Consider the following 23,104-nt stretch of genomic DNA (forward strand, 5'->3'; position numbering starts at 1 on the left):
ATTTTTCAGTTGCCATTTTGCTTATTATTCAGGATAAAATATCCTTTATTCTAAACAATATCTGTTGAGACAACCAAACTTTTTGAGTTAGCAATATATATGCTTTTTTTTTAACTGTAGTTTTTAACTATGACAGATGCCTGTTTGAAATTAGGTATTGGTATAAGTTTTATATGTTTTAGATAAGTTAATTAAGTTTGTTTTTGTTACAAAACTTATTAATAATTTCGTCAAAAGGTTATCCAAGCCATCGAGTTCGATGGCTTAAAGAAAAGCGAAGCACAAGGCTACTATAGCGGTTCTCGTTTGTATGCAACACAATGCTCCCCTCCCCGCTTGCCTACGGTGTATACACAAGTCTGAAATAGTTTACTCACCTGGTTTTTCGCGTCAGTTTTACCCCAATACGGTTCAGATAAGCCAAAAACCCTGATGTAGAGACGCGATTTATCGCGTCTTCAAAGACCGATTATTTACATCAATAACCCTTACTGAACCGTATTGAGTTTTACCCCACCCTAACCCTCCCCGATGCATTGGGGAGCCACTGCGTTGGGCGGGCAATGCCCGACTTGTTCGCGCAGCGTCTCCCCTTGGGAGAAGCATGTGGTGTGAGGAAACTAAATTCCTGTTTCCACCCAATACATGCGGGGGATTAAGGGGGGTAATTTGACTTGTGTATACACCGTAGCCTCCCCAACCTACACAGTTTAAGGTTTTTGGCGCTAACCCAAGCGTATTGAATTATGTCCGACTACTTATGCTGACTGTTTGCGCCAGTTGCGTTTTTTGAGCTTTGTTTGCCAAGACTCCATGTAAGTGTAGAAAACGGGCGTCAAATAAAGTGTGAGAAATTGTGAGAAGACTAACCCCCCAACTACAGCTAAACCAAGGGGACGCCGTGTATCTGCTCCGGCTCCGAAACCGAGGGCGATGGGCAGCGTACCCATAAGTGCTGCCATTGTCGTCATCATGATTGGGCGGAATCTCACCAAGCAGGCTTCATATATAGCATCATAAGGGGTTTTGCCGTTTTGACGGGCAACGATCGCAAAGTCAACCATCATGATCCCGTTTTTCTTTACAATACCAACCAGCAGGATAATGCCCACGAAGGCGTAAATATTCAAATCAACTTGAAATAGCAACAGGGTCAGTATTGCCCCAAATCCAGCGGAGGGTAAGCTTGAAAGGATTGTCAATGGGTGAATGAAGTTTTCGTAGAGAATCCCCAACACGATATAAATCACCAAGATGGCAACTAGCAGTAGCAATCCTAAACCCTGAATTGAAGATTGAAATGCCTGCGCTGAACCTTGGAAACCTGTACTAATAGTAGGTGGCAGAGTTTGACGGGCGAGTTCCTCAATTTTCCCAGTGACGTTACCTAGTGATACTCCTGGCTTGAGATTAAAGGAGAAAGTGACAGATGCCAGTTGTCCTTTGTGGTTAATAGTCAACGGCCCTACATCTTTGCTCAAGGTTGCTACAGCGTTAAGAGGTACAAGTTGTCCACTAGGGGCACGAACTGAGAGTAAATCTAGAGCATTGGCATTTTGCTGATATTTTGGTTCCACGCCCATAATTACTTGGTACTGGCTATCGGGGGCGTAGATGGTGGAAACTTGGCGAGTACCATAAGCATTACTCAGGGCAGTTTCGATTTGATTGGCAGTCAAACCTAGAGCCGAAGCGTGGTCGCGGTTGATATCTACTTTTACTTGCGGATTTTTGATTTGCAAATCGCTGTTGACATCTTGTAAATCTGAGAGCAATCGCAATTTCTCTTCTAAAGCTGGAGCGTACTGGTAAAGTTCCTGAATATTGGGAGTTTGCAGAGTAAATTGATACTGCGCTTTTGTCTGTTGTCCACCAACATTAATAGCTGGGGGATTTTGCAAGAATACCTTAATTCCAGGCACAACTGACAACTTTGGTCGGAGTTCCTGCACAACTTCATCAGCACTGAGATGGCGCTCATGGCGGGGCTTGAGTTCGATTAAAATTCGTCCAGCGTTGGCGGAAGCATTTGGCCCGCCAGCTCCGACACTGGAGTTGATAGAATCGACATTCGGATCTCGGTAAGCGATCGCAGCTACAGTCTGTTGATGTTTTACCATCTCATCAAAGGATATATCTTCTGATGCCTGAGTAGTTGCCGTAATTTGTCCGACATCTGCGTTGGGAACAAACCCTTTAGGCACAATGATAAACAGATATACTGTCGCTACAAGAATCGCTCCCGAAATCACCATCGTCGTGCGGTGATACTTGAGTGATTTCTTCAAACTCCAATCGTATCCGCCCAATATCACATTAAAAATATTTTCTGAAAAGTTGTAGAGACGACGGTTGAAATTTTTGATTCGGGACTGGAGACTAGGGGCTGGCGATTGGGGATTGGGGATTGGAGATTGGGGACTGGGGATTAGATACTGGGAGTTAAGAATTTCTTCCATGCTCCTCTGCTCCTCTGCTCCTCTGCTCCCCTGCTCCTCTGTTCCCCTGCTCCCCTGCTCCCCTGCCCCCCTGCTCCCCTGCTCCTCATCCCCCTCACTCTCTTCCTCATGATGAGGTGGACTCAAGAATCTGGAACACAGCATTGGCGTTAAGCTTAGAGAAATTACGCCAGATACCAAGATTGCAACGCTGATAGTAACGGCAAACTCACGGAACAGTCGCCCCAGAATGCCTTCCATGAACAGTATCGGGATAAATACTGCTACTAAAGAAATGGTCATAGATAAAATTGTGAAACCAATTTCTTTAGAACCATTTAGGGCTGCTTCCATGCGGCTTTCACCCATTTCCATGTGGCGGACAATGTTCTCCAGCATGACTACGGCATCATCAACCACGAAACCTACTGAAAGGGTCAACGCCATTAAGGACAGGTTATCCAGAGAGAAGCCTAGCAGCACCATGACCCCAAAAGTCGCTACTATCGAAAGCGGTACTGCCAAACTGGGAATGACTGTTGCAGAGATATTGCGGAGAAACAGAAAGATTACCAGCACCACCAGAGCGATGGTGAGCAACAGCGTGAATTGTACATCATCCACCGACTCCCGAATTGACTGAGAGCGATCGTAGAGAATATCCATGTTCACAGCCGCCGGAATCTGTGTCCGAAAGGTGGGTAACAGTTTCTTGATTGCATTCACTACTTGAACAGTATTAGTTCCCGGTTGGCGTTGAATTGCCAAAACGATCGCCCGCACGCCAGAATTTTGGACTTTAGATGGGGACTTCTCCCCTGCTCCCCTGTTCCTCTGCTCCTCTGCTCCCCTGCTCCTCTGCTCCGCTGCTCCCTGACTTTCCTTCTTGACAGGAAAATACCAACTGGCAATCTTATCATTTTCCACACTGTCCAGGACTTGACCTAGTTCACCTAACTGCACTGGTGCGCCGTTTTGATAAGCCACATTTAGGGAGCGATAGCTGGCGGCATCGTTGAGTTGACCGTTTGCTTGGATGGTAGAATTCTGCTGCTTACCGTAAAGTGTCCCAGTAGGTAGATTGACATTTCCGTTAGCGATCGCATCAGCTACTTCATCAATTCCTATCCCTTTAGCACTAAGCGATTCGGGATCAAGCTGAATTCGTACCGCATACTTTTGAGAACCAAAAACCTGCACTTGCGCTACCCCATCTACCATTGATAGACGTTGTGCCAGCAATGTCTCAGCATACTTGTCTACAGTTGACAGGGGCAGAATGGACGAATTCAGAGAGATATAAAGAACTGGCTGATCCGCCGGATTTACCTTTCGGTAAGATGGCGGATTAGGCATATTAGTCGGTAACTGCTTCGCTCCCTTAGAAATAGCAGACTGCACATCCTGGGCTGCGCCGTCGATATCCCGATTTAGGTCAAATTGCAGCGTCAGCTGTGTAGTACCCAAAGAACTGGTAGAGTTCATCGAACTCAATCCCGCTATGCTAGAAAACTGCTGCTCTAAGGGGGTTGCGACTGAGGCAGCCATCGTTTCAGGACTAGCTCCGGGCAGATTAGCTGTTACCTGGAGTGTTGGATAATCTACATTGGGTAAGTCACTAACGGGTAGCTGTTGGTAAGCGAGCAGCCCAAATATCAAAATGCCAACCATAACTAGAGTCGTCATGATTGGACGCCGGATAAATAGCTCGGAAATGTTCATCGCGTTCCCTTGAATTAGTGCTGAGTCCTGAGTGCTAAGTCCTGAGTTAAGAGTGCTGAGTTAAGAGTGCTGAGTTAGGAGTTATTATTTCCCCTCTGCCCCTCTGCTCCCCTGCCCCCCTGCCCCCCTGCTCCCTACTTCCGGTTTCACTTGGACTGTGGCACCAGGCACGAGGTTGAATTGTCCATCAGTAACTACTTGCTCACCTGGTTTCAAGCCTTGCTTAATTACCGTTTCATTCCCAACGGTGTCACCGACGGTAATTAAACGCATTTCTGCTGTTTTGTCAGGTTTGACTACATACACAAACTGTCCCTGTTGTCCACTCTGTACCGCCTGAGAAGGAACAGTAATGGCATTTGGTTCTTCGCTTAGTTTGAGTACTACATTCACAAACTGCCCCGGAAACAGGCGCTCATCAGCGTTGGCAAAAGTACCCTTAAGTTGAATTGTGCCTGTTTGGGTATTGACTCCACTATCAACAAAGGTGAGTTCGCCCCGTACTGGATGCCCTGCATCTTTAGGAGGTAAAGCATCGACTTTTAACTTGCCGTTATTTGCACTGTATTTTTTGATATCTGGCAGCAGTCGCTGGGGAATAGAAAAGTTGACGTAAATTGGGCGAATTTGACTGATTGTAATCAACGAATCATCGGCATTTGCGGCATTTGCTTTGACTAAGTTGCCTTGAGTTAGCTTCAAGCTACCTGTGCGTCCAGCAATTGGTGCGTAAATGGAACTATAAGAAAGCTGAACTTTAGCATTATCGATCGCAGCTTCATCTGATGCTACTGCTGCCTGGGCGTTTTGGACATCTGCTTGGGCTGCTGCCACTGCTGCTTGAGCATTTGCCACACCGCCTTGATCTGCGTTTACCGTCGCCTGTTGAGCATCAGCACTGGTTTGATACTGTTCGGCCTGTTCTTTACTGATTGCCCCTTGCTTGAGCAAACTACTATAACGTTGCGCTTGTGCATCTGCATTTGTTGCCTGGGCTTTATCCTTGACTACATTCGCTTTTGCCTGGTTCACTTGAGCGATCGCTTTGAGGACATTTGCCTGTGCCTGTTTCACCTGGGCTAAATCTTTCGCTTTGGCAGCATTAGCTTGCATCAGCGCAGCTTGTAAAGGACGAGAATCAATTTTAAATAACAAGTCTCCTTTTTTAACGTTCTGTCCTTGCTGAAAATAGACACCAGTGAGCTGACCACCCACTTGAGACTTGACAGATACTGTAGAATATGCTTCCACCGTTCCCGTCGCCGATAGCTGTATTGGAATCGTTTTTTGAGTCGCAGTAGCAATCACCACTGGCACAGCTCGTTTTTTTCCTGCTTCTTTGCCACTTGATTGGGCTTCGGAAGCATTACAGGCACTACACAAGTAGGCTAGACTTAATATAAGTAGCGAGAACCGCCCTCTTTGAATAATGCTCTGAAAACGAGGAACAGTTTCAGCAGCCAAAGACGAAGGCTTTATCGTCTGAACAGGAGCTAAACAGCGCATATCAACAATCTGGGGGAAAGGGGAAGCACAGACACATACTAGCTTGTCTTTAGACATCGCATCTTCCGCAAAATGGTTGGTTGCGATTGATTCTAATTAGATAAGCGCAATATTAGTTAAACTAAACATTAGTGTACTAATAATTTATTTTTTAGCCTACCCCTTTTGGAAATAAATTCTTTTTAAGCCGTTGCGATCTGTGACTTTATTTATCTTTGATTTATGTACGTCAGAGTGGAAGCCTACTGACGGCAAAGCAATCTAATATTGGCTATTGGCAAGCTAATTCGTGCCCGGCGGCATTTTTTGGTTTTCATAAATAAATTTAGTTACTCTCAGACCCTTTTGGCTATGAAGAAGAAAATGATTTTCTAAAACCTCCTGCCCTCTGCTCCTTTAACTCCCCCTCTTCTCTTGCCGTTCTTTGAGTTTTAGCATAATTTCAGCGTGCATCTCGCGGGTAATTGGGTAAAAATACGTTAAAACTAAGCCAAAAATCAAACAAACTGTCGGTATGGGGCCAACAGCAACGCGAATAGCAAACAGTGCTGATTCCGGTTGGATGGGTAGTGGACTTCCGGCTACAGATTCTTTGAAACCGGCTACTTGCAAAGCATTTCCTACCAAAAACAGCCCCAAAGCCAAACCAAATTTTTGTAGCAAAACCATGAAGCCATAAAAAATGCCTTCTCTGCGTTGTCCGGTTTGCAGTTCATCTAATTCAATTACATCTGGAATCATTGACCAGGGAATTAGATAAGCTGTGGATACACCAATACCTGCCATCACAGCCATCACATACATCAAAACTATTTGACTAGGCTGTAAGAAAAATAGTCCGGCTGCTGCTATAATCCACAAACTCATTCCCAGAAAATAAACAACTTTTTTGCCGATTTTTTTACTCAACGCTCCCCAGACAAATAGCATTAACAGAGCAGTTCCTTGGACTGCAATCATGACTGTGGGCACATCTGATTCTTTGAGTCCCATACAATCGACTACAAAATAGGGAATAATGCTGGCTGTTACCTGCACACCAAGCCAAGAACAAAGATATATACCAATAACAAATAAAAAAGGTCGGTTACTAAAGACAATTTTTAGCTGTTCAAAGAAGGGGAGAGATGCAGGTTCTTCAGTTTGGCTGCGTTTAGCCTCAAAAGCTAAGATGCGATCGCGTACTCCAAAAACGCACCAATATAATCCTAAAATCGAAATTACCGTACAAATGGCTGCTAAAACCAGATATTGTTGTTTGCGATCGGCAATCAGTGAAAAAACAATTTGCGTTAAAATCAACGATAAAATGCTGCCACCAATAGAAAATGTAAAGCGATAGCTGTTAAGGCTGGTGCGTTCGTCGTAATCTTGAGTTAGTTCTGGAGTCATCGCCGTATAAGGCAAATTTACAACTGTGTAAAACGCCTGAGATATCACCCCAATGACTACGTAATACCAAAATAATGGCCAAATATTATCACTCTGATTTGCACTAAATTGCGGTACAATCCACTGCAAGAAAAAGAAAATTCCAAAGGGAATTGCTCCATAAAACATCCAAGGAAGACGACGCCCCCAACGACGAGATTTCGTTTTATCAGTCAGGAACCCGACAAACGGATCGTTTATGCCATCCCAGATTTTGCCAATCATCAAAATACTACCCGCTAAACCCGCAGGGATACCAGCAACATTTGTGAAAAAAACCAGCAGAAAAAAGACGGAGATATTTGCGGTGATTGCTGGTCCTAAATCTCCTGCACCGTAAGCCAGTTTTGTTTTCAAGTCGAGCTTTTTACTGAGAGGATCTTGTTGGGCATCGCCATCAGCAGCAGAATCGGTCATAATAACTTGCACTCATACTAAAATAAAAAGTTTGCGTAGTCGTGGGCTGTCATAGACATCGCCTTCAATACTAGCCATCTACCACTCCCGTTAGACTTATGCCAGACCTTTATGTTTCTTGGTCAGATTATCACCAAAAAATTGAACAACTGGCTATTCAGATTTATCAATCCGGTTGGGAATTCAACCATATTATCTGTCTTGCCAGAGGAGGACTACGAGTGGGAGATATTCTTTCCCGTATATACCAGCAACCACTGGCAATTTTAGCAACCTCATCTTACAGTGGCACTGGCAAGCAAGAAAGAAGTAATTTAGTTTTCTCCCGTCACTTGACAATGACTGCCGAAAAGTTAGGTTCGCGCATTCTTCTAGTGGATGACTTAGTAGATTCTGGGATCACACTCCAACAGACTATACCTTGGCTCAAGCAAAATATTGATTTTCCCATTGAGGAAATTCGCACCGCAGTTCTTTGGTATAAAGCTTGTTCAGTTATAGCACCCGATTATTATGTTGATTATCTGCCTGACAACCCCTGGATTCACCAACCCTTTGAACACTACGAGCAGATGAACCCCGCAGAACTTGCGGTTAAGGTAAATAAAGTTAGGAGTTAGGAGTGATGAGTGAGGAGTTATTAATTCTTAACTCCTAACTCCCCAAACTTAGGACTCCACCACCCTTTTTGCGTACTAAAATAAGCCACATCTTTATGTTTAGTATCCTTACGGGATTGTGGGTCAGAACATCGCAACATTGTCTTACTCTGCCCCTCTTTGATGTAACTGTACTCCTCTAGAGGTTTCTTACATACCGGACAGGGATATGTCGTAACCTTGACGGGAGGCTTTTGCTGATTCTCAGCCTGGACTGCTTTAGTTCGTGGTGGCTCCCAAGCTTTGTTAAAGTCGCTCCAAAACAGGACAACATTTTCACAGCCTTTTGTGCATTTGAGGAAATATTTCTTTTTGACCTTACTGCTTGGAATTTTGGCGAGAAAATTTTTGCATCCAGGGCATCGAGTCTTGGAAGTTTCATATTTGCGCTCACTGTTCACATTCGCTTTACCTATTGAGGAACTTGGAACTACAGTTTTAGCTTTGGAGAGCGCTGGTATAAAGTAATTCTGATTCCAACTAGTTAAATAATGCTGCCAAGAATTCTTTCCTTCGGAAATGGCATCAAGGGCATCTTCCATTTTCGCTGTGAATTCTGCCTCTAGTAAATCCGGCAGTGCTTTCAGCAAAAACGCATCAACTTCTAACCCTAACGCTGTCGGTTGCAGATGGTCTTTTTTCAACTCGACATAATTTCGTTTTTTTAAGGTAGCAACAGTAGAAGCATAAGTGCTTGGGCGACCAATTCCTTTACGTTCCATCAGTTGCACCAATTTTGGTTCACTATAACGAGGTGGTGGCTGCGTCTGCTTCTTTTCATGTCCAGCATTCTCCAGTTTCAATGCTTGTCCCTGTTGTAATGAAGGTAAAACACTATCCTTGCTGAGATTGTTCCAGTACCGAGCATAACCGTAAAATTCAATCACTTGCCCTCTGGCTGACCACAGTAGAGAACCAGACTGAGTAATCACCAAAGTTTTACGCAATTGGGCAGCACGACACTGAGAAGCAATTGACCGTTTCCAGATCATCACATACAGATTAAACTCATCATCGGGAAGTTCTAAACGCAACTGAACTGAGGGACGAAATACATCTGTTGGACGAATTGCTTCATGTGCTTCTTGAGCCGATTTGCTACTGCGATGCTTGGCGACTTGCTGCGGTACATTCTGCGGATCATTTTGCTCCAACCATTTACGGGCGCTGGCGCAAAATTCTGGACTCAGCATAACTGAGTCTGTTCGCATATATGTGATAAGCCCTGCCTCATAGAGCTTTTGGGCCACAATCATGGTTTTGTCGGGAGCAAACCTCAGCTTTGAACCGGCTGCTTGCTGAAGGCTGGAAGTTGTAAATGGTGGAGGTGGCTGGCGGTTAACGATTTTTCCTTCAAAATGAATCACCTGATGAGGATGTCGCTGTGCTTCTTCTACTAAACGTGTAGCCTCTGCTTCTGAAAGAACGCGCTTAGACTCCGGTGTTTCTGGAGTATTACCTACCTTTGCGTCATCATTAGTTTCAGTTTCTTGCTCTGCTGCATCTTTTGCAGAATCGACCGTCCCTTTGTAAAAAGCCCGAAATCCTTCAGCATAATCTACCCAAACACTCCAGTAATCTTGGGGAACAAAAGCCAGAATTTCGTTTTCTCGCTGACAAATCAGGTGTAACGTGGCGCTTTGGACTCTGCCAACACTCTTAGCGCCGTTATTCAATGCCCAAACTAAAGGACTACCTTTATAACCCACCAACTTATCTAGGCAATCTCGGCACAGCCCAGCACCGATTAAGTTTTGGTCTAGCTTTCTAGGATTAGCGATCGCACTCTGCACCGCCGATGCTGTAATCTCAGTATAAATTACTCGTTTCGGTTCCCTTAAACCCAGCGTTTCTTTCAGATGCCAAGCGATTGTCTCGCCTTCCCGGTCTGGGTCAGTTGCTAAGACAACTTCATCAACCTGCCTCACCGCAGACTTGAGCTTCTGGATTGTTTCTTTCGCTCGTTGGTCACGCGGGACGTAATTGCACCGGACATTACTGCCGTCTATGACGAAGCCCAAGGAATCGTCTCCTTCATTGCTGAGTTCTCGGATGTGGCCGCAACTGGCGAGAACTTTCCAATCCGAACCCAGAATTTGACTGAGTTTTTTGACTTTTCCGGGAGACTCTACTACAAGCAGGCGTTTGATCATAGCAACTGCGTTCTAGATTTTGAGCAATAAACTGGCAATTGCAATTAGCGATGGCTGCGCCAACGCCAAAGGCGAACGCCTATTCTCGTGATATGGATTTTCTAGAATACTGTATCAAAAAGCTTTGGAAATTGCTCAACTCAGTTTAGAAGTAAATCATCTCAACGCGATGCCTGATTGTGCGATCGCTGTTGCAGCTGGCTCAATTACTATGATTTTAGCCTCAACAAGCTAGTTAAATTAGGATTTAACGACATTCGCCTGCCAGACGAACACTTACCAGGTATCATCTCTGCACTTGCTTGGTATCAATGGAATTTGGGTTTAATTTACATCAGCCTAGTTTTGTAGACACTTTTTTGCACAATTGCGAGATTGAATTTGTTGATTTCTTTAAAGTAGCTGACCAAGCGATTAGATAGCGGCAATGAATTCATTAACTGTAAGTCCAGCAGTACGGATGAGACTATCGCAATGTTCCTTTTGCAACCTCACGATGATCTGGAACAGATAATGTTACTGTTTCGCCTTTCTTAACTAGGATGATGTGACTAGCACTTTGACGTGCAAACTCCCAACCGAGCGATTCAAACACACGGACAACTTCACGCCCACTGAGAACCAGAAGGGCAGATGCCATGATTATGCTGTAACTTCTACTTGATGAATCTCCACAGTGAGCGGTAAACCAAGTTCTGCACGAACTTGAAGACAAGCTGTGATCGCGTCTTTGATATTTTCCAGGGCTTCTTCTCTTGTCCGACCTTGACTAACACAACCAGGTATACTGGGGCACTCGATAATCCAAACCCCATCTTCATCACGATCAAGTATTACATTGAACTTCATACACTGTTGTTGGCAAGAGAGTTGTAGTTATTCATTATTGTAACCTGCGACTATTTCACCCAAAAAAGCAGCTGAGCGATCGCCTTTTGTTGCAATGTCTGACGACCAAGCTTAGCGGACGCAGATAACCTCTACAACTCAATCGACCATCTCGGTATCCTGCGCTTGTTTTTTTCACCCTTGTCTCTCTGCTCTAATCTGTTTATCTGCTTGTTGTCTTAAAATCATTACACCTGCTTGGCTTAAAGTCATTGCAGTAATATTGCCTGTGTCATCCTTCTCAAAAGAAATACTCGTATTTACTGCTTTAGCAAAGAATTCTAGCTCTGATGTCGGAAAAAACTCTAACGGCGGTTGCTGGTGACATTGTATAAACAAATTCTGATCCTGGCTCACTACTTTGAACTGCAATCCAGATTTTGTTAAATATAACCCTGAGTAACTCTCAGCTTGCGATAGGGTGATGATTGGTTTTTCTTTCTCAAACACGTCAGGCCAGTCATACTCAAGCGTGAGCGATCGCATTACTTCCTGGATCAGCTCAACTTCATTTGAGTTGAGCATGACAACAGCACCTTTTCCAATATGCGCGTAAACACGCATAAGTGCTACAAATCCTTCATTCTTACCACTATGAAAAAAGTAGAAACCATCACCAACTCCACCACCCGCGAAGAATCCTAATCCCACAAATAATCCATTCCCTAATCCCACAAACTCACTATTCGCTCCTTGTGTTTGTTCTATCTGTTGGGGACGCAACATTTCTTCTACAGTTTCTTTACTCCACACAGTGGGAGATAACCCACGCAAGACTCGCAAGAGTTCAACGCCAACTTTGGCTAAATCTGATGCCGTTGTCCACAAACCTGCTGCTGCCATCTCAGGATAAACGTGGTGCTTGCCTTCAAGTGGTATACCAGAGAATGGGTGAGCTGTTGCTGCCTTTGCTAACCAATCATTCGGGAGCGGGTATTTGTAGGTGCTATTTGTCATGCCCAACGGGTCGAGTACCAGTTCGCGCATGATTTCTGGAAAAGGTTGCTTGAGCAAATCAACTAATACCTGTTGGGCAACTGTTGTGCCGCCACCGGAATAGCGGTAATGCAAACCAGGGATGATATTGACCTCCACTTTATCGGTATTGGCTGGAGGTTCGCCATTGAGAACTTGAAGTATGGTTGGCAATAAATCTGAGTTTGCATAGCCAGGAAAGCCATGCACAGTCAAGCCAGCAGTATGACTCAATAATTGGCGCAGCGTTATTCGGGGTTGCCAAAGAGCGATCGCAGGCACACGCCATGAGGTGAGATAATTATTGACATCCTCATCCAGATTGAGACAACCTTCTTGTACAAGACGCATGACTGCTAAGGCAAAAACAGGTTTGCTGATTGAGGCTGCTTGAAACAATGTGTTTGGTGTGACTTCACGAGTTGTTCTGTCCTCACACACCCCAAATCCACGCGCCCATTCGATTTCAAAATCATTAATAACTGCAATACTGATACCTGGGGTGTGGTAATGTGCTAATTGCTCATCCAATGTTTTTGGTAGACCAAATTTTCCTTCTAACGCTGTTGCTGGCAGAAGATTATTGATGACACGCTCAATGCGTTGTTCAATGGATTGCAGCATTGATATACGCCACTTTTCCGTTCTAAATTTGTCAGTGCTATCCAATTCTACTCAAACTTTGCGATCGCACTTCCTGTTTCTTTACCAGGTTGACTTACAGCAGTAATTAGCGAGAATTGATGCTGTCCACGCCAAGCGATTCTCATGGAGACAGTTTGCGATCGCACTACAAGGGACTTCCAACAAATAAATTATCCAATCTTGTAGGGTGGGCATCTTGCCCGCCTTGGGCTACGGGCGCTCGTGTCGCCCACCCCACAAGAAGTAGTTGAGTATTTTTTTATTTTAGAACCATCAGACTCTGCTTTGTCTCGGTTTGGTTAGGTATTTACGAACAGTTAATCTGAAATTGAAGGGTAAAAAACCCGGCTTTTTTATCAAAACCGGGTTTTTAAGTAATTGTTAACTTATTTCTGGGCAGTACAACAGGGCAATAAAGGCTTATTTACAACTTCTTTAATGTCTACTGAATTTAACAAATCTTCCCAATATTTCTGAACTTCGGGATCGTTAGGACGCTGGCTGCGTAAATTAGCTAAAGTTCTCAGAGCATCTTCCCAAAATCCAGCTGTGGCAAATAAAACTGCCCGATCCAAGTCTGTGTTTGGTTGGTTTAGCTGAAGAGATAGGTTTTCATCTTGCGATCGCACAATTGTACCTTCTACAGAAGAGTCTTTATCGCGGTTATTAGGATCGCAAATCATCGAAAAAGTCCAACTATACTTTCTACCGATTTGTAGAGATGGCTGAGCAGCGGGTACATTTACACTAACAATGCCATTCTGCCCAACAGGTTTGAAAGTTCCTTTATACAATGGGTCAATGCTATCACCATCCCACAAAACAAATTCTAGTGCTTGCACTGTTGGAGAGGTTTGAGGAACGTAGAAAAAGAATGTAGGATGCTCTGCTGTGGTTTGTTGAGCTTCTTTATCTGTTGGTGTTAGCGGAATAATATCTTGTCCAGTTTGAAAGCAACTTCCCCGCGTTCCTGCTGACCTTACCCTACCAGGTATACCTGGGACAAAGGCGATACGATTTCTACTGCGTTGAATGTAACTTGTAACATTTCTAATTGCAGAAGTAGCATACCTATCTCCAGGACGTAGCCGTTCTGCTTGCTGAAAATTCAATAAAGCTTTTCTATAGTTTCTCCGTTTGGTTTCATTATAACCAAGCTGCATATATTGGGTGTAAGCAGATTTTGCTTGTGCCAGTTGGTAAACTGACTCTGTTGCCAAAACCTGAGTAATGCTTACAGACTCAAAGGGCAGAAATGCTAAAGCCGCAAGCAGATAACTTGCCCAAAATCTATATTTCATGATGTTTATGTTTACTTGTAATACATTATTTGGGTATATATAATACAATAGCCTAAGCTTTACAGTGACAAGACTTGATGTGTGCTACTTTCTGGCAAGGCTGAGGTAGTATTGTAATTTTTTTACAACAAAATTCCCAACTTTTTTCAGAAGTCGGGAATCTTAACCTTTGGATTTTCAGTAGTCTAAAGTTGATAGACTATTAGCTTTTGCCTATTCCTTAATAGACATCTGGTGAAATTGAAGTTATCCATAACCCTTGTGGAGACGTAGCACTGCTACATCTCTACATTATTTCTCACTCATATTTTTAATGAGGTATAGCCAATTGTTCATCGACTACCTGAACATGATCGGCAACAATTTTACGGAATACATCACCTTCAATTGTTTCCTGTTCTGCTAGCAAATCTACTAAACGCTCCAAAACTACACGGTTTTCTTCCAACAGTTCTTTGGCCTTAATGTAGGAATTGCTAACAATTTCGCGCACTTGTGAATCAATTTTGGCGGCAATTTCCTCAGAATAGTCTGATTTATTCATCCAGTCGCGTCCTAAAAATACCTCTCCACTCTGATTTTCCAAGGACAATGGGCCTAATTCTGACATTCCAAAGCGTGTCACCATCTGCCGCGCCATGCCTGTCACGTGTTGCAAGTCATTGCTTGCACCTGTGGTCACTTCTGGCTTCCCAAAAACAATTTCCTCGGCGGCGCGACCACCCAAAGTAGCAGTAATCCTCGATTTGAGTTGAGAACGGGAAATTAACCCCTGTTCTTCGTTGGGAGTAAACCAAGTTAATCCCAGTGCTTGTCCCCGTGGAATTAATGTAACTTTCTGAACAGGATCGTGGTCTTTGAGCAATGTGCCTACTAAAGCGTGTCCAACTTCATGATAGGCAATCAAGCGCTTGCTCTTGCTGTCTACTAAGGCGGTACCTTCCATACCTGCAACAACTCGGTCTACAGCAGCATCAATTTCTAAAAGAGTGACGGCTTCTTTACGTCTTCTAGCTGTGAGAATAGCGGCTTCGTTGAGTAAGTTGGCTAAGTCTGCGCCAGTAAAACCAGGAGTGCGGCGAGCGATCGCTTCTAATGATACGCTAGGATCAATTTTTTTATTCCGCGCGTGGACTTTCAAAATTTCCAGTCGCCCTTTGAGATCCGGTGGATCGACCATCACTTGTCTGTCAAAGCGTCCCGGTCTGAGTAACGCTGTATCTAAAACATCTGGGCGATTAGTGGCAGCAATAATAATGATGCCTGTGTTACCTTCAAAACCATCCATTTCGGTGAGCAGTTGGTTGAGGGTTTGTTCGCGCTCGTCGTTACCACCACCAATCCCAGCGCCCCGTTGTCTACCTACTGCGTCAATTTCATCGATAAATATTAGACAAGGGGCATTATCTTTAGCTTTCTTGAAGAGGTCGCGCACGCGAGATGCACCCACACCAACGAACATTTCCACAAATTCTGAACCGGAAATACTGAAGAATGGTACACCGGCTTCACCTGCGATCGCTTTTGCTAGTAAAGTTTTACCAGTACCAGGAGGGCCAATTAACAGTACTCCTTTGGGAATCCGTGCGCCTACAGCGGTAAATCTTTCCGGCTGTTTCAGGAAAGTCACAACTTCTTCGAGTTCTTCTTTAGCTTCTTCAACCCCAGCGACATCTTCAAATTTCACTCCAGTTTTTGCCTCCATTTGGAAGCGAGCTTTGGATTTGCCGAAATTCATCGCTTGGCTAGAAGCATTAGTAGAGCGCCGGAGGAACAATAACATTAAAGCCACTAGTGGCAAAATCCACATCAAGTTGATCAACAGTCCAACAGCAGCTCGACTGTTCGCAGAGGAAACTTCGCCAAAATCAACATTCTTGTCTTTGAGAATGTTGATTAACTCAGTATTTTGTGCCAAAAGTCTCACCTGTTGCGGTGGTGTATTATCTTTTTGCCCCTTGAGATAAACCTTTGCTAGCTGTTCGGTTTCGTCAAGCTCTACTTTCTCGACTTCTCCCGCCTTCACTTTCTTGATCAAGTCACCATAATTTAGCGAGGTGGTTTCTGCTTTTTGTGCCATGACAGGAGTACTTCCGAGAATTCCTGGCAACATAATCAAACTAGCAGCAATGCCTACGGCGGGCTTCTTTACGAGACGCTTCGCGAACGCCAACGCACCAAACCAAGCAACGTGCTTTGAGGACTGCCTTTTTATCAATGCTTTTTTTCCCGAATTTGTCATAATAATTACCCTTTGTCTGCTGGCACAAGTTAAGCGCTGGTTTTATGCCTATTCTTCTATCAAAAATTGTAATAACTGGAAATTACACTTTTCTTATCTAGTCTAACTTCCACACAAAAGCATTCCCAAGTTTCTTCAGGCTATTACATAAAGTAAGTTGAGCGAGGGTTATCTAGATTTATGCAGCTGTTTAAGACTGGGCATTGGATACAAAAGGCAGAGGTCAAAGGGGCAGAGGGGAAAAACTTACTGCTACTTCTCCCCTGCTCCTCTGCTTCCCTGCTCCCCTGCTCCCTAGTCCCCAGTCCCCAGTAGATATTAATTTGACACATTCCGGCACAAATCGCTAAGATAAACATAGTCATAACGATTCCGCCTTTTAAGAAATCGATAGTAGCTAGTTAATAGTTTATGGGTTAATTATGGTGAAAATTATTGGCATTGGTGGTAGTTTAAGACCCAACTCTTATACCCAGCTTGCTTTACAAGTCGCAGCACAAAGAGTTGAAGCTGTAGGTGCAGAGGTAGAAATTCTCGATTTACGGCAGTTGCAGCTACCATTTTGCACTGGCGCAAAGGAGTATCCAGAGTATCCAGATGTTCAGCGGTTGCAAGAAACAGTTAGTCAGGCCGATGGATTAATTTTAGCGACACCTGAGTATCATGGTGGCGTTAGTGGTGTCCTGAAAAATGCTCTGGACTTAATGAGCTTTGACCAACTGTCTGATAAAGTAGCAGGATTTATTAGTGTTTTGGGTGGTCAGTCTAATAGCAACGCTCTAAACGAACTACGGTTAATTACCAGATGGGTGCATTGTTGGTCTATCCCTGAACAAATTGCGATCGGACAAGCTTGGGGTGCATTCAGTCCTGAAGGCAAACTAGTAGATGAGAAGCTCTCTCAAAGATTCGATCAATTTGCTCAAAGTTTAGTTGATAACACTCGCAAGCTGCGGGGCGTAAATTAATTGTAGGGTGGGTCTAGCTTTGCCCACCCTCATAAATTCAAAACTTAATGATGATGGTGGTGATGATGGTGATCCCCAGCTAGTTGGGGATTAATTGCCAAAGGTTGCTCTGACAACAACTCTGCTATATGAGCATCAGCCCATTGCGCCGCCATTGCCAAGAATTCTGGATGATCGTTGACGCAAGCCATTTGCACGTAGTTCGTGCCAGGATGCTGTTTCTCTAAAGCATGGATGATATGGTGTACATCCAATAGAGTTTCGTGGTTTTCTGTGGCAAAGCCAATTGGCATAAAGATCACTACTTTCGCACCCAATTGAATCAGGTTATTTGCAGCTTGCTCTGCATTTGGCTGCGTCCAATCAATTAAGGGTGTGTCATGATTGAGCCAACCCACGGAGATTAACGGATAGCGGTTAATCAACTTATCCCGAACCAAGTCGTACATTGCTTCACTTTCGGCAATCCCAGAAGTAAAGCCTTTAGCTTTATGGGGACAGCCGTGGTTCATTAGCACAATACCGATTTGAGAAGGGAGATAAGCTGCTGCTAATTCAGCAATTTTCTCCTCAACTAGATGAGCCATTAAATCGATGTAAGCTGGTTCGTTGAAAAAAGAAGGAATGTAGCGCTGTGCTTTAACCCAGTGTTCTTCACCATCAGTCAACTCAACCAGAGCATTGTTAACTTGCTCGATCGCAATACCACTAGTAAAGATAGAATCAACAACCAGCAGTGGGTAAATTAACAGCTTATCGAAGCCTTGGTTTTTGATTTCTGCCAAGACTTGATTGGGTAGAAAAGGGGCGCAGAAGTTGAAAGCCTTGAAAACTTGGACATTATCGCCCCATTTTTCTTGTAAATTCTTCTCAATTCCAGCCCGTTGCTGCTCAAAGATGGCATTATGTGGGGAGATAAAATCGTGGTGTGTGTGTCCCCACTCATGGCGGTCAAATAGCGCCAAAAGTTTCGCTAGGGGGGGATAAATCCAAGTTGGCACTGGTGCGAACTTTGCTGTCAGGAGATTTAAAGCCTGTTCGTTATAGTTGGCGAAATCTTCGTAGCTTTCGACTTCGCCGTAGCCCATAAGCAGTACGGCTACACGGTCTTTACCTGATAGATGCTCGTGGGTGTGTTGTACTTTTTCCGGCGTGGCAACCACAATTAGTTCCTCAATATAACCAGAGTGCAGAGAGATATAAACTTAGGGAATAGCTTATGCATTTTCCCTTATAGTAACTTATTATCCCATCCGGGGGGATAGGATAGGTGCAAAAATGAAAATAATAAGTCAAAAAACGTATAAAATTTACGTGGCTTAATACACTTCTTGCATAAATACCCAACAGGGGCTAGAAATTTTTTTGAAGCGGTTTAAAACTTGAAATTAGACTTATATTATATCTGCCTTGAAAATAGAGGCTGAAACAACGCAAAATCATTCTCAGATTATTTTCATTGTTCCTTGTGAGCGCAGTTTATGGAGTCTCTTGCACAAATGCAAAATTCGCCCTCTCCCAAGGGAGAGGCAATTTCAAAGTCCCTCTCCCTTGGGAGAGGGATTTAGGGTGAAAGCTCATTGATTCATGCAAGAAGTCTACTGCCCAATACCCAATTTTTGGAATAGACAGATGAATATAATTATTTGCTCTGGAATTCATGAGCCAGAGTTAACTGAAAGCTTCAGAGTCGGATTGTTAGATTTAGTTTCTAATAGCGCGATCGCTCCTAATACCGCAAATATACTGATTTATCCAGGTAAAGATGTTTTGGTTTTATCAGCATTTCATATTTTGCAGTTTTTGCGCGTTAGCGTAGCTCACCACAGGTATCGCTTGACCGACTCTCTAGAATCACCAATTATATTCATTAGCTTTAGTGCTGGCGTAGTTGGGGCAATAGGGGCAGCACATTTGTGGCAACTCTTGGGTGGTCGTGTCAAAGCGTTTATTGCTATAGATGGATGGGGAGTACCACTAGAGGGAAATTTCCCTATTCATCGGATGAGTCATGATTATTTCACCCATTGGAGTTCATGTTTGCTAGGTAGTGGGCAAAATAACTTTTATGCAGAGCCAGCAGTCGATCATTTGTCCATTTGGAAATCTCCCCAAACTGTACAAGGCTGTTGCGTAGATTCGTCCATTGAGATAATTCCACCCACAGGTCGTCTGACAGCAACTGAGTTTTTGCTTATGCTGTTAAAGCACTATGAAGCAAATTAATCCGGACAATGGAGTAAGTAAACAGGAGTTAAGAGTGAGGAGTGATGAAGGGAAAAGGTTACAGGTGACAGTCAAGAAAAACTATACCCCATGCCCCATGCCCTATGCCCCATGCCCTATGCCCCATCTACCCAAAAAAAGTATCTAATGTTTCCAACTGAACCGGCTGCTGTTAATAACGGCTTTGGCGCACTGCTAAAAAACCGTGGTTTTATGCTCCTGTGGATTGGGCAACTGCTATCCCAGTTAGCCGATAAGGTCTTCTTCGTTTTGCTGATTGCTCTGCTGGAGAACTACCCACCGCTTCCAGGGTTGGCACAAAACTCAATGTACTCAACCTTGATGCTGTCGTTTACAATCCCAGCAATTTTGTTCGGCTCTGCTGGTGGTATCTTTGTTGACCGCTTGCCAAAAAAGCTGATTATGGTTGGCTCAGATATTGTGCGGGGAATATTGACGCTGTGTCTTCCCTTATTGCCACGACAGTTCCTGATTTTGTTAATCCTGACTTTTGCCATTTCCACGGTGACGCAGTTTTTTGCACCAGCTGAACAAGCAGCGATTCCCTTGTTGGTGAAGCGAGAGAATTTGTTGGCAGCTAATGCGCTATTTAGCAGCACGATGATGGGAGCATTAATTGTTGGCTTTGCTATAGGAGAGCCGATTCTGAGTTTGGCGAAAAGCTGGATGGGAGAAGAATACGGTCAAGAGTTTGTGGTTGGTGGACTATACATATTATCGGCTGCAATTATGCAGCCAATAAAGTTTAAAGAACCCAAACGACCCAAGGAACATCGGGTATCAAATCACCCTTGGGCTGAATTCACCGAGAGCCTACGCTATCTCAAGAAAAATCCTTTGATCTTGAACGCCATGCTGCAACTGACAACTTTATATTGTGTGTTTGCAGCCTTAACAGTGCTGACGATTCGATTAGCCGAAGAGTTTGGTCTAAAAGAAAAACAGTTTGGCTTTTTCTTGGCAGCAGCAGGGGTGGGTATGGTATTTGGTGCGGCAATTCTAGGTAACTGGGGTGAGAAATTGCATCGCAAGCCCCTACCTTTAATTGGATTTTTGATGATGGCACTAGTTTTAGGGGTGTTCACTTTTACGCACAACTTGTTGCTGGCGCTAGGACTCTGTGCATTTTTGGGTGTAGGTGCTGCTTTAATTGGTGTCCCCATGCAAACTTTAATTCAACAGCAAACACCATCTACCATGCACGGTAAAGTATTTGGCTTTCAAAATCATGCTGTTAACATCGCTTTGGCCTTACCTCTGGCCATTACTGGACCATTAACTGATGTTCTGGGGTTGCGAATTGTGCTGGTAGGAATGAGTATTGTTGTCGTGGTTGTCGGTGTTTGGGCTTGGAAAAATACCCGCAAAGTCTTGCAAGACGTAATTTAATTAATGTAGGCTAATAATCTAGCTTTATATTTAATATATAAAATTCCCGAAATTTAATTGAAGTTTTCAATTAAAATGAAATCTTAACTACAGAATTCAGCATTAACTTTAGCTATAGTCTGAGGTTTGACCGTGCGTTCACTAAGTGTCTCCGCTGGAGAATCGCTTTCCCCAATTAGTCTCCCACAAACCGAGAATCACAAACAGTCTCGTGCTTCTAGCCCGCCAGTCGTGCCCAAACGAGCATCTGGCGGTTTTGCTCTGCTTGACAGCCTTCATCGCCACGGCGTTGATTATATTTTTGGTTATCCTGGTGGGGCAATTCTACCAATTTACGACGACCTATATAAGGTGGAAGCAACTGGTGCTATGAAGCACATTCTCGTGAGACACGAGCAAGGCGCAGCCCACGCCGCTGATGGTTATGCCCGTGCCACAGGCAAAGTAGGAGTATGCTTTGGTACTTCTGGTCCAGGAGCAACTAACTTGGTGACAGGCATCGCCACCGCCTACATGGATTCAATCCCGATGATTGTGGTTACAGGACAGGTAGCACGTCCGTCGATTGGTACAGATGCGTTTCAGGAAACTGATATTTACGGGATTACCCTACCAATCGTCAAGCACTCTTATGTGGTGCGCGATCCCAAAGATATGGCGCGAATTGTCGCTGAAGCGTTCCACATCGCTAGCACTGGGCGTCCGGGGCCAGTTTTGATTGATGTCCCCAAAGATGTAGCTTTAGAAGAATTTGACTATGTACCTGTAAAACCAGGTTCAGTAAAGCTACGCGGTTATCGTCCCACTGTAAAGGGAAATCCCCGGCAAATTCATGCCGCGATCCAGTTGATTACTGAAAGTCGCCGTCCATTATTGTATGTGGGTGGTGGTGCGATCGCAGCTGGCGCTCATGAAGAAATCAAACAACTAGCTGAATTATTCGATATCCCCGTCACCACAACCTTAATGGGGATCGGTGCCTTTGACGAACATCATCCCCTAGCTTTGGGAATGTTGGGGATGCACGGCACTGCTTACGCTAACTTCGCCGTTAGTGATTGTGACTTGTTGATTTGCGTTGGCGCTAGATTTGATGATCGCGTTACAGGCAAGTTAGACGAATTCGCCTCCCGCGCCAAAGTCATTCACATCGACATCGACCCGGCAGAAGTCGGCAAAAACCGCATTCCCGAAGTGCCCATCGTCGGCGATGTGCGGAATGTGTTAGTAGACTTGTTGCGTCGCTGTAAAGAAACAGGGATTAAGGCTACACCTAATCAAAACCAAGAGTGGCTGAATCTAATTAACCGTTGGCGCGAAGAGTATCCTCTAATAGTGCCGCAGCATCCCGACAGTATTTCACCTCAAGAAGTAATTGTAGAAGTCAATAGCCAAGCACCCCACGCTTTCTACACCACAGATGTTGGACAACATCAAATGTGGGCAGCACAATTCCTGAAGAATGGCCCAAGGCGCTGGATTTCTAGCGCTGGTTTGGGAACGATGGGTTTTGGCTTACCTGCGGCAATGGGCGCGAAAGTAGCGTTTCCTGATGAAGAAGTCATCTGTATTAGCGGTGATGCTAGTTTCCAAATGTGTTTACAGGAACTAGGAACAATTTCACAGTATGGGATAAATGTCAAGACAATAATTATCAACAACGGCTGGCAAGGGATGGTGCGCCAGTGGCAGCAAGCCTTCTATGGTGAACGTTACTCATGCTCCGACATGGAAGTAGGGATGCCAGACGTAGAGTTATTGGCAAAAGCTTATGGCATTAAGGGCATGGTAATCAGCGATCGCAGTCAATTAAAAGATGCGATCGCCGAAATGCTGGCACACAAAGGGCCAGTAATCTTAAATGTCCACGTCACCAGAGACGAAAACTGCTATCCAATGGTAGCTCCTGGTAAGAGCAACGCTCAAATGGTCGGCTTACAGAAGCAAGCACCGAAAGCGGCAGCCGAGCCAGTGTATTGTAGCCATTGCAATGCTAAAAATGCTCCTACCCACAATTTCTGTGCTGAGTGTGGGACGAAGCTGTAACGCTTTTTGATAATTCAGACTAGAGAGGTAGGGGAGCAAGGAGAAGGGGAGAAAGATGCAGGAATTCCCCCTAATTC

Annotated in this window: 15 protein-coding genes; 5 read left to right on the top strand and 10 right to left on the bottom strand. The window is 44.3% G+C overall.

Annotated features, from left to right (window positions below):
• Positions 1 to 758 precede the first annotated feature (758 nt).
• The 3 genes from HWQ40_RS06520 to HWQ40_RS06530 form a co-directional block, all read right to left on the bottom strand.
• Complete coding sequence (locus tag HWQ40_RS06520) at positions 759 to 4,160, bottom strand: efflux RND transporter permease subunit (protein ID WP_292775799.1); 3,402 nt, start codon at positions 4,158 to 4,160, stop codon at positions 759 to 761.
• 84 nt (positions 4,161 to 4,244) lie between these two features.
• Positions 4,245 to 5,723 carry an efflux RND transporter periplasmic adaptor subunit gene (locus HWQ40_RS06525; RefSeq protein WP_292775801.1) on the bottom strand — a complete coding sequence of 493 codons (1,479 nt, stop codon included), beginning with the start codon at positions 5,721 to 5,723 and terminating at the stop codon, positions 4,245 to 4,247.
• Positions 5,724 to 6,062: 339 nt separating this feature from the next.
• Positions 6,063 to 7,514, bottom strand: coding sequence for an MFS transporter (locus tag HWQ40_RS06530; protein ID WP_292775803.1), 1,452 nt, complete (start codon positions 7,512 to 7,514; stop codon positions 6,063 to 6,065).
• Between the two features lie 98 nt (positions 7,515 to 7,612).
• On the opposite strand from HWQ40_RS06530, the gene HWQ40_RS06535 reads away from it, so the two are divergent.
• Positions 7,613 to 8,134 carry a phosphoribosyltransferase gene (locus HWQ40_RS06535; protein ID WP_292775805.1) on the top strand — a complete coding sequence of 174 codons (522 nt, stop codon included), beginning with the start codon at positions 7,613 to 7,615 and terminating at the stop codon, positions 8,132 to 8,134.
• 20 nt (positions 8,135 to 8,154) lie between these two features.
• On the opposite strand, the gene topA is transcribed toward HWQ40_RS06535, so the two are convergent.
• The 6 genes from topA to ftsH all read right to left on the bottom strand — a co-directional run bounded on the left by topA (position 8,155) and on the right by ftsH (position 16,377).
• Positions 8,155 to 10,326 carry a type I DNA topoisomerase gene (gene topA, locus HWQ40_RS06540; protein ID WP_292775808.1) on the bottom strand — a complete coding sequence of 724 codons (2,172 nt, stop codon included), beginning with the start codon at positions 10,324 to 10,326 and terminating at the stop codon, positions 8,155 to 8,157.
• 466 nt (positions 10,327 to 10,792) lie between these two features.
• Entirely contained in the window at positions 10,793 to 10,966 is a 174-nt protein-coding gene (locus tag HWQ40_RS06545) for a type II toxin-antitoxin system HicA family toxin (RefSeq protein ID WP_292775810.1), read from the bottom strand.
• A gap of 2 nt (positions 10,967 to 10,968) precedes the next feature.
• Positions 10,969 to 11,175, bottom strand: coding sequence for a type II toxin-antitoxin system HicB family antitoxin (locus tag HWQ40_RS06550; protein ID WP_292775813.1), 207 nt, complete (start codon positions 11,173 to 11,175; stop codon positions 10,969 to 10,971).
• A 174-nt stretch (positions 11,176 to 11,349) separates the two neighbouring features.
• The gene (locus HWQ40_RS06555; protein WP_292775815.1) at positions 11,350 to 12,813 is read right to left on the bottom strand and encodes a serine hydrolase; all 1,464 of its coding nucleotides are present in this window, start codon (positions 12,811 to 12,813) and stop codon (positions 11,350 to 11,352) included.
• A 407-nt stretch (positions 12,814 to 13,220) separates the two neighbouring features.
• Complete coding sequence (locus tag HWQ40_RS06560; protein ID WP_292775817.1) at positions 13,221 to 14,135, bottom strand: DUF928 domain-containing protein; 915 nt, start codon at positions 14,133 to 14,135, stop codon at positions 13,221 to 13,223.
• Positions 14,136 to 14,445: 310 nt separating this feature from the next.
• On the bottom strand, positions 14,446 to 16,377 hold the full coding sequence (ftsH, locus tag HWQ40_RS06565; RefSeq protein ID WP_292775819.1) for an ATP-dependent zinc metalloprotease FtsH: 1,932 nt from the start codon (positions 16,375 to 16,377) through the stop codon (positions 14,446 to 14,448).
• Positions 16,378 to 16,799: 422 nt separating this feature from the next.
• Here ftsH and HWQ40_RS06570 point away from each other — a divergent pair, with 422 nt between their 5' ends.
• Positions 16,800 to 17,345, top strand: coding sequence for an NADPH-dependent FMN reductase (locus HWQ40_RS06570; RefSeq protein WP_292775822.1), 546 nt, complete (start codon positions 16,800 to 16,802; stop codon positions 17,343 to 17,345).
• Between the two features lie 44 nt (positions 17,346 to 17,389).
• On the opposite strand, the gene HWQ40_RS06575 is transcribed toward HWQ40_RS06570, so the two are convergent.
• On the bottom strand, positions 17,390 to 18,508 hold the full coding sequence (locus HWQ40_RS06575; protein ID WP_292775825.1) for a ferrochelatase: 1,119 nt from the start codon (positions 18,506 to 18,508) through the stop codon (positions 17,390 to 17,392).
• 469 nt (positions 18,509 to 18,977) lie between these two features.
• Here HWQ40_RS06575 and HWQ40_RS06580 point away from each other — a divergent pair, with 469 nt between their 5' ends.
• The 3 genes from HWQ40_RS06580 to ilvB all read left to right on the top strand — a co-directional run bounded on the left by HWQ40_RS06580 (position 18,978) and on the right by ilvB (position 23,027).
• On the top strand, positions 18,978 to 19,571 hold the full coding sequence (locus tag HWQ40_RS06580) for a hypothetical protein (RefSeq protein WP_292775827.1): 594 nt from the start codon (positions 18,978 to 18,980) through the stop codon (positions 19,569 to 19,571).
• Between the two features lie 147 nt (positions 19,572 to 19,718).
• The gene (locus HWQ40_RS06585) at positions 19,719 to 20,981 is read left to right on the top strand and encodes an MFS transporter (RefSeq protein ID WP_292775830.1); all 1,263 of its coding nucleotides are present in this window, start codon (positions 19,719 to 19,721) and stop codon (positions 20,979 to 20,981) included.
• A gap of 132 nt (positions 20,982 to 21,113) precedes the next feature.
• Positions 21,114 to 23,027 (top strand): biosynthetic-type acetolactate synthase large subunit, encoded by a 1,914-nt coding sequence (gene ilvB, locus HWQ40_RS06590; protein WP_292775832.1) that lies wholly within the window; start codon positions 21,114 to 21,116, stop codon positions 23,025 to 23,027.
• The last annotated feature ends 77 nt before the right edge of the window (positions 23,028 to 23,104 follow it).

Source organism: Nostoc sp. NMS9, from assembly GCF_017114995.1.
In the GTDB taxonomy this organism is placed as follows: domain Bacteria; phylum Cyanobacteriota; class Cyanobacteriia; order Cyanobacteriales; family Nostocaceae; genus Nostoc.

What these genes read in the sequence shown, in the direction of transcription:
- HWQ40_RS06520 (WP_292775799.1), bottom strand. Translation starts at nt 4,160, where the DNA reads ATGAACATTTCCGAGCTATTTATCCGGCGTCCAATCATGACGACTCTA.
- HWQ40_RS06525 (WP_292775801.1), bottom strand. Translation starts at nt 5,723, where the DNA reads ATGTCTAAAGACAAGCTAGTATGTGTCTGTGCTTCCCCTTTCCCCCAG.
- HWQ40_RS06530 (WP_292775803.1), bottom strand. Translation starts at nt 7,514, where the DNA reads ATGACCGATTCTGCTGCTGATGGCGATGCCCAACAAGATCCTCTCAGT.
- HWQ40_RS06535 (WP_292775805.1), top strand. Translation starts at nt 7,613, where the DNA reads ATGCCAGACCTTTATGTTTCTTGGTCAGATTATCACCAAAAAATTGAA.
- topA (WP_292775808.1), bottom strand. Translation starts at nt 10,326, where the DNA reads ATGATCAAACGCCTGCTTGTAGTAGAGTCTCCCGGAAAAGTCAAAAAA.
- HWQ40_RS06545 (WP_292775810.1), bottom strand. Translation starts at nt 10,966, where the DNA reads ATGGCATCTGCCCTTCTGGTTCTCAGTGGGCGTGAAGTTGTCCGTGTG.
- HWQ40_RS06550 (WP_292775813.1), bottom strand. Translation starts at nt 11,175, where the DNA reads ATGAAGTTCAATGTAATACTTGATCGTGATGAAGATGGGGTTTGGATT.
- HWQ40_RS06555 (WP_292775815.1), bottom strand. Translation starts at nt 12,813, where the DNA reads ATGCTGCAATCCATTGAACAACGCATTGAGCGTGTCATCAATAATCTT.
- HWQ40_RS06560 (WP_292775817.1), bottom strand. Translation starts at nt 14,135, where the DNA reads ATGAAATATAGATTTTGGGCAAGTTATCTGCTTGCGGCTTTAGCATTT.
- ftsH (WP_292775819.1), bottom strand. Translation starts at nt 16,377, where the DNA reads ATGACAAATTCGGGAAAAAAAGCATTGATAAAAAGGCAGTCCTCAAAG.
- HWQ40_RS06570 (WP_292775822.1), top strand. Translation starts at nt 16,800, where the DNA reads ATGGTGAAAATTATTGGCATTGGTGGTAGTTTAAGACCCAACTCTTAT.
- HWQ40_RS06580 (WP_292775827.1), top strand. Translation starts at nt 18,978, where the DNA reads ATGAATATAATTATTTGCTCTGGAATTCATGAGCCAGAGTTAACTGAA.
- HWQ40_RS06585 (WP_292775830.1), top strand. Translation starts at nt 19,719, where the DNA reads ATGTTTCCAACTGAACCGGCTGCTGTTAATAACGGCTTTGGCGCACTG.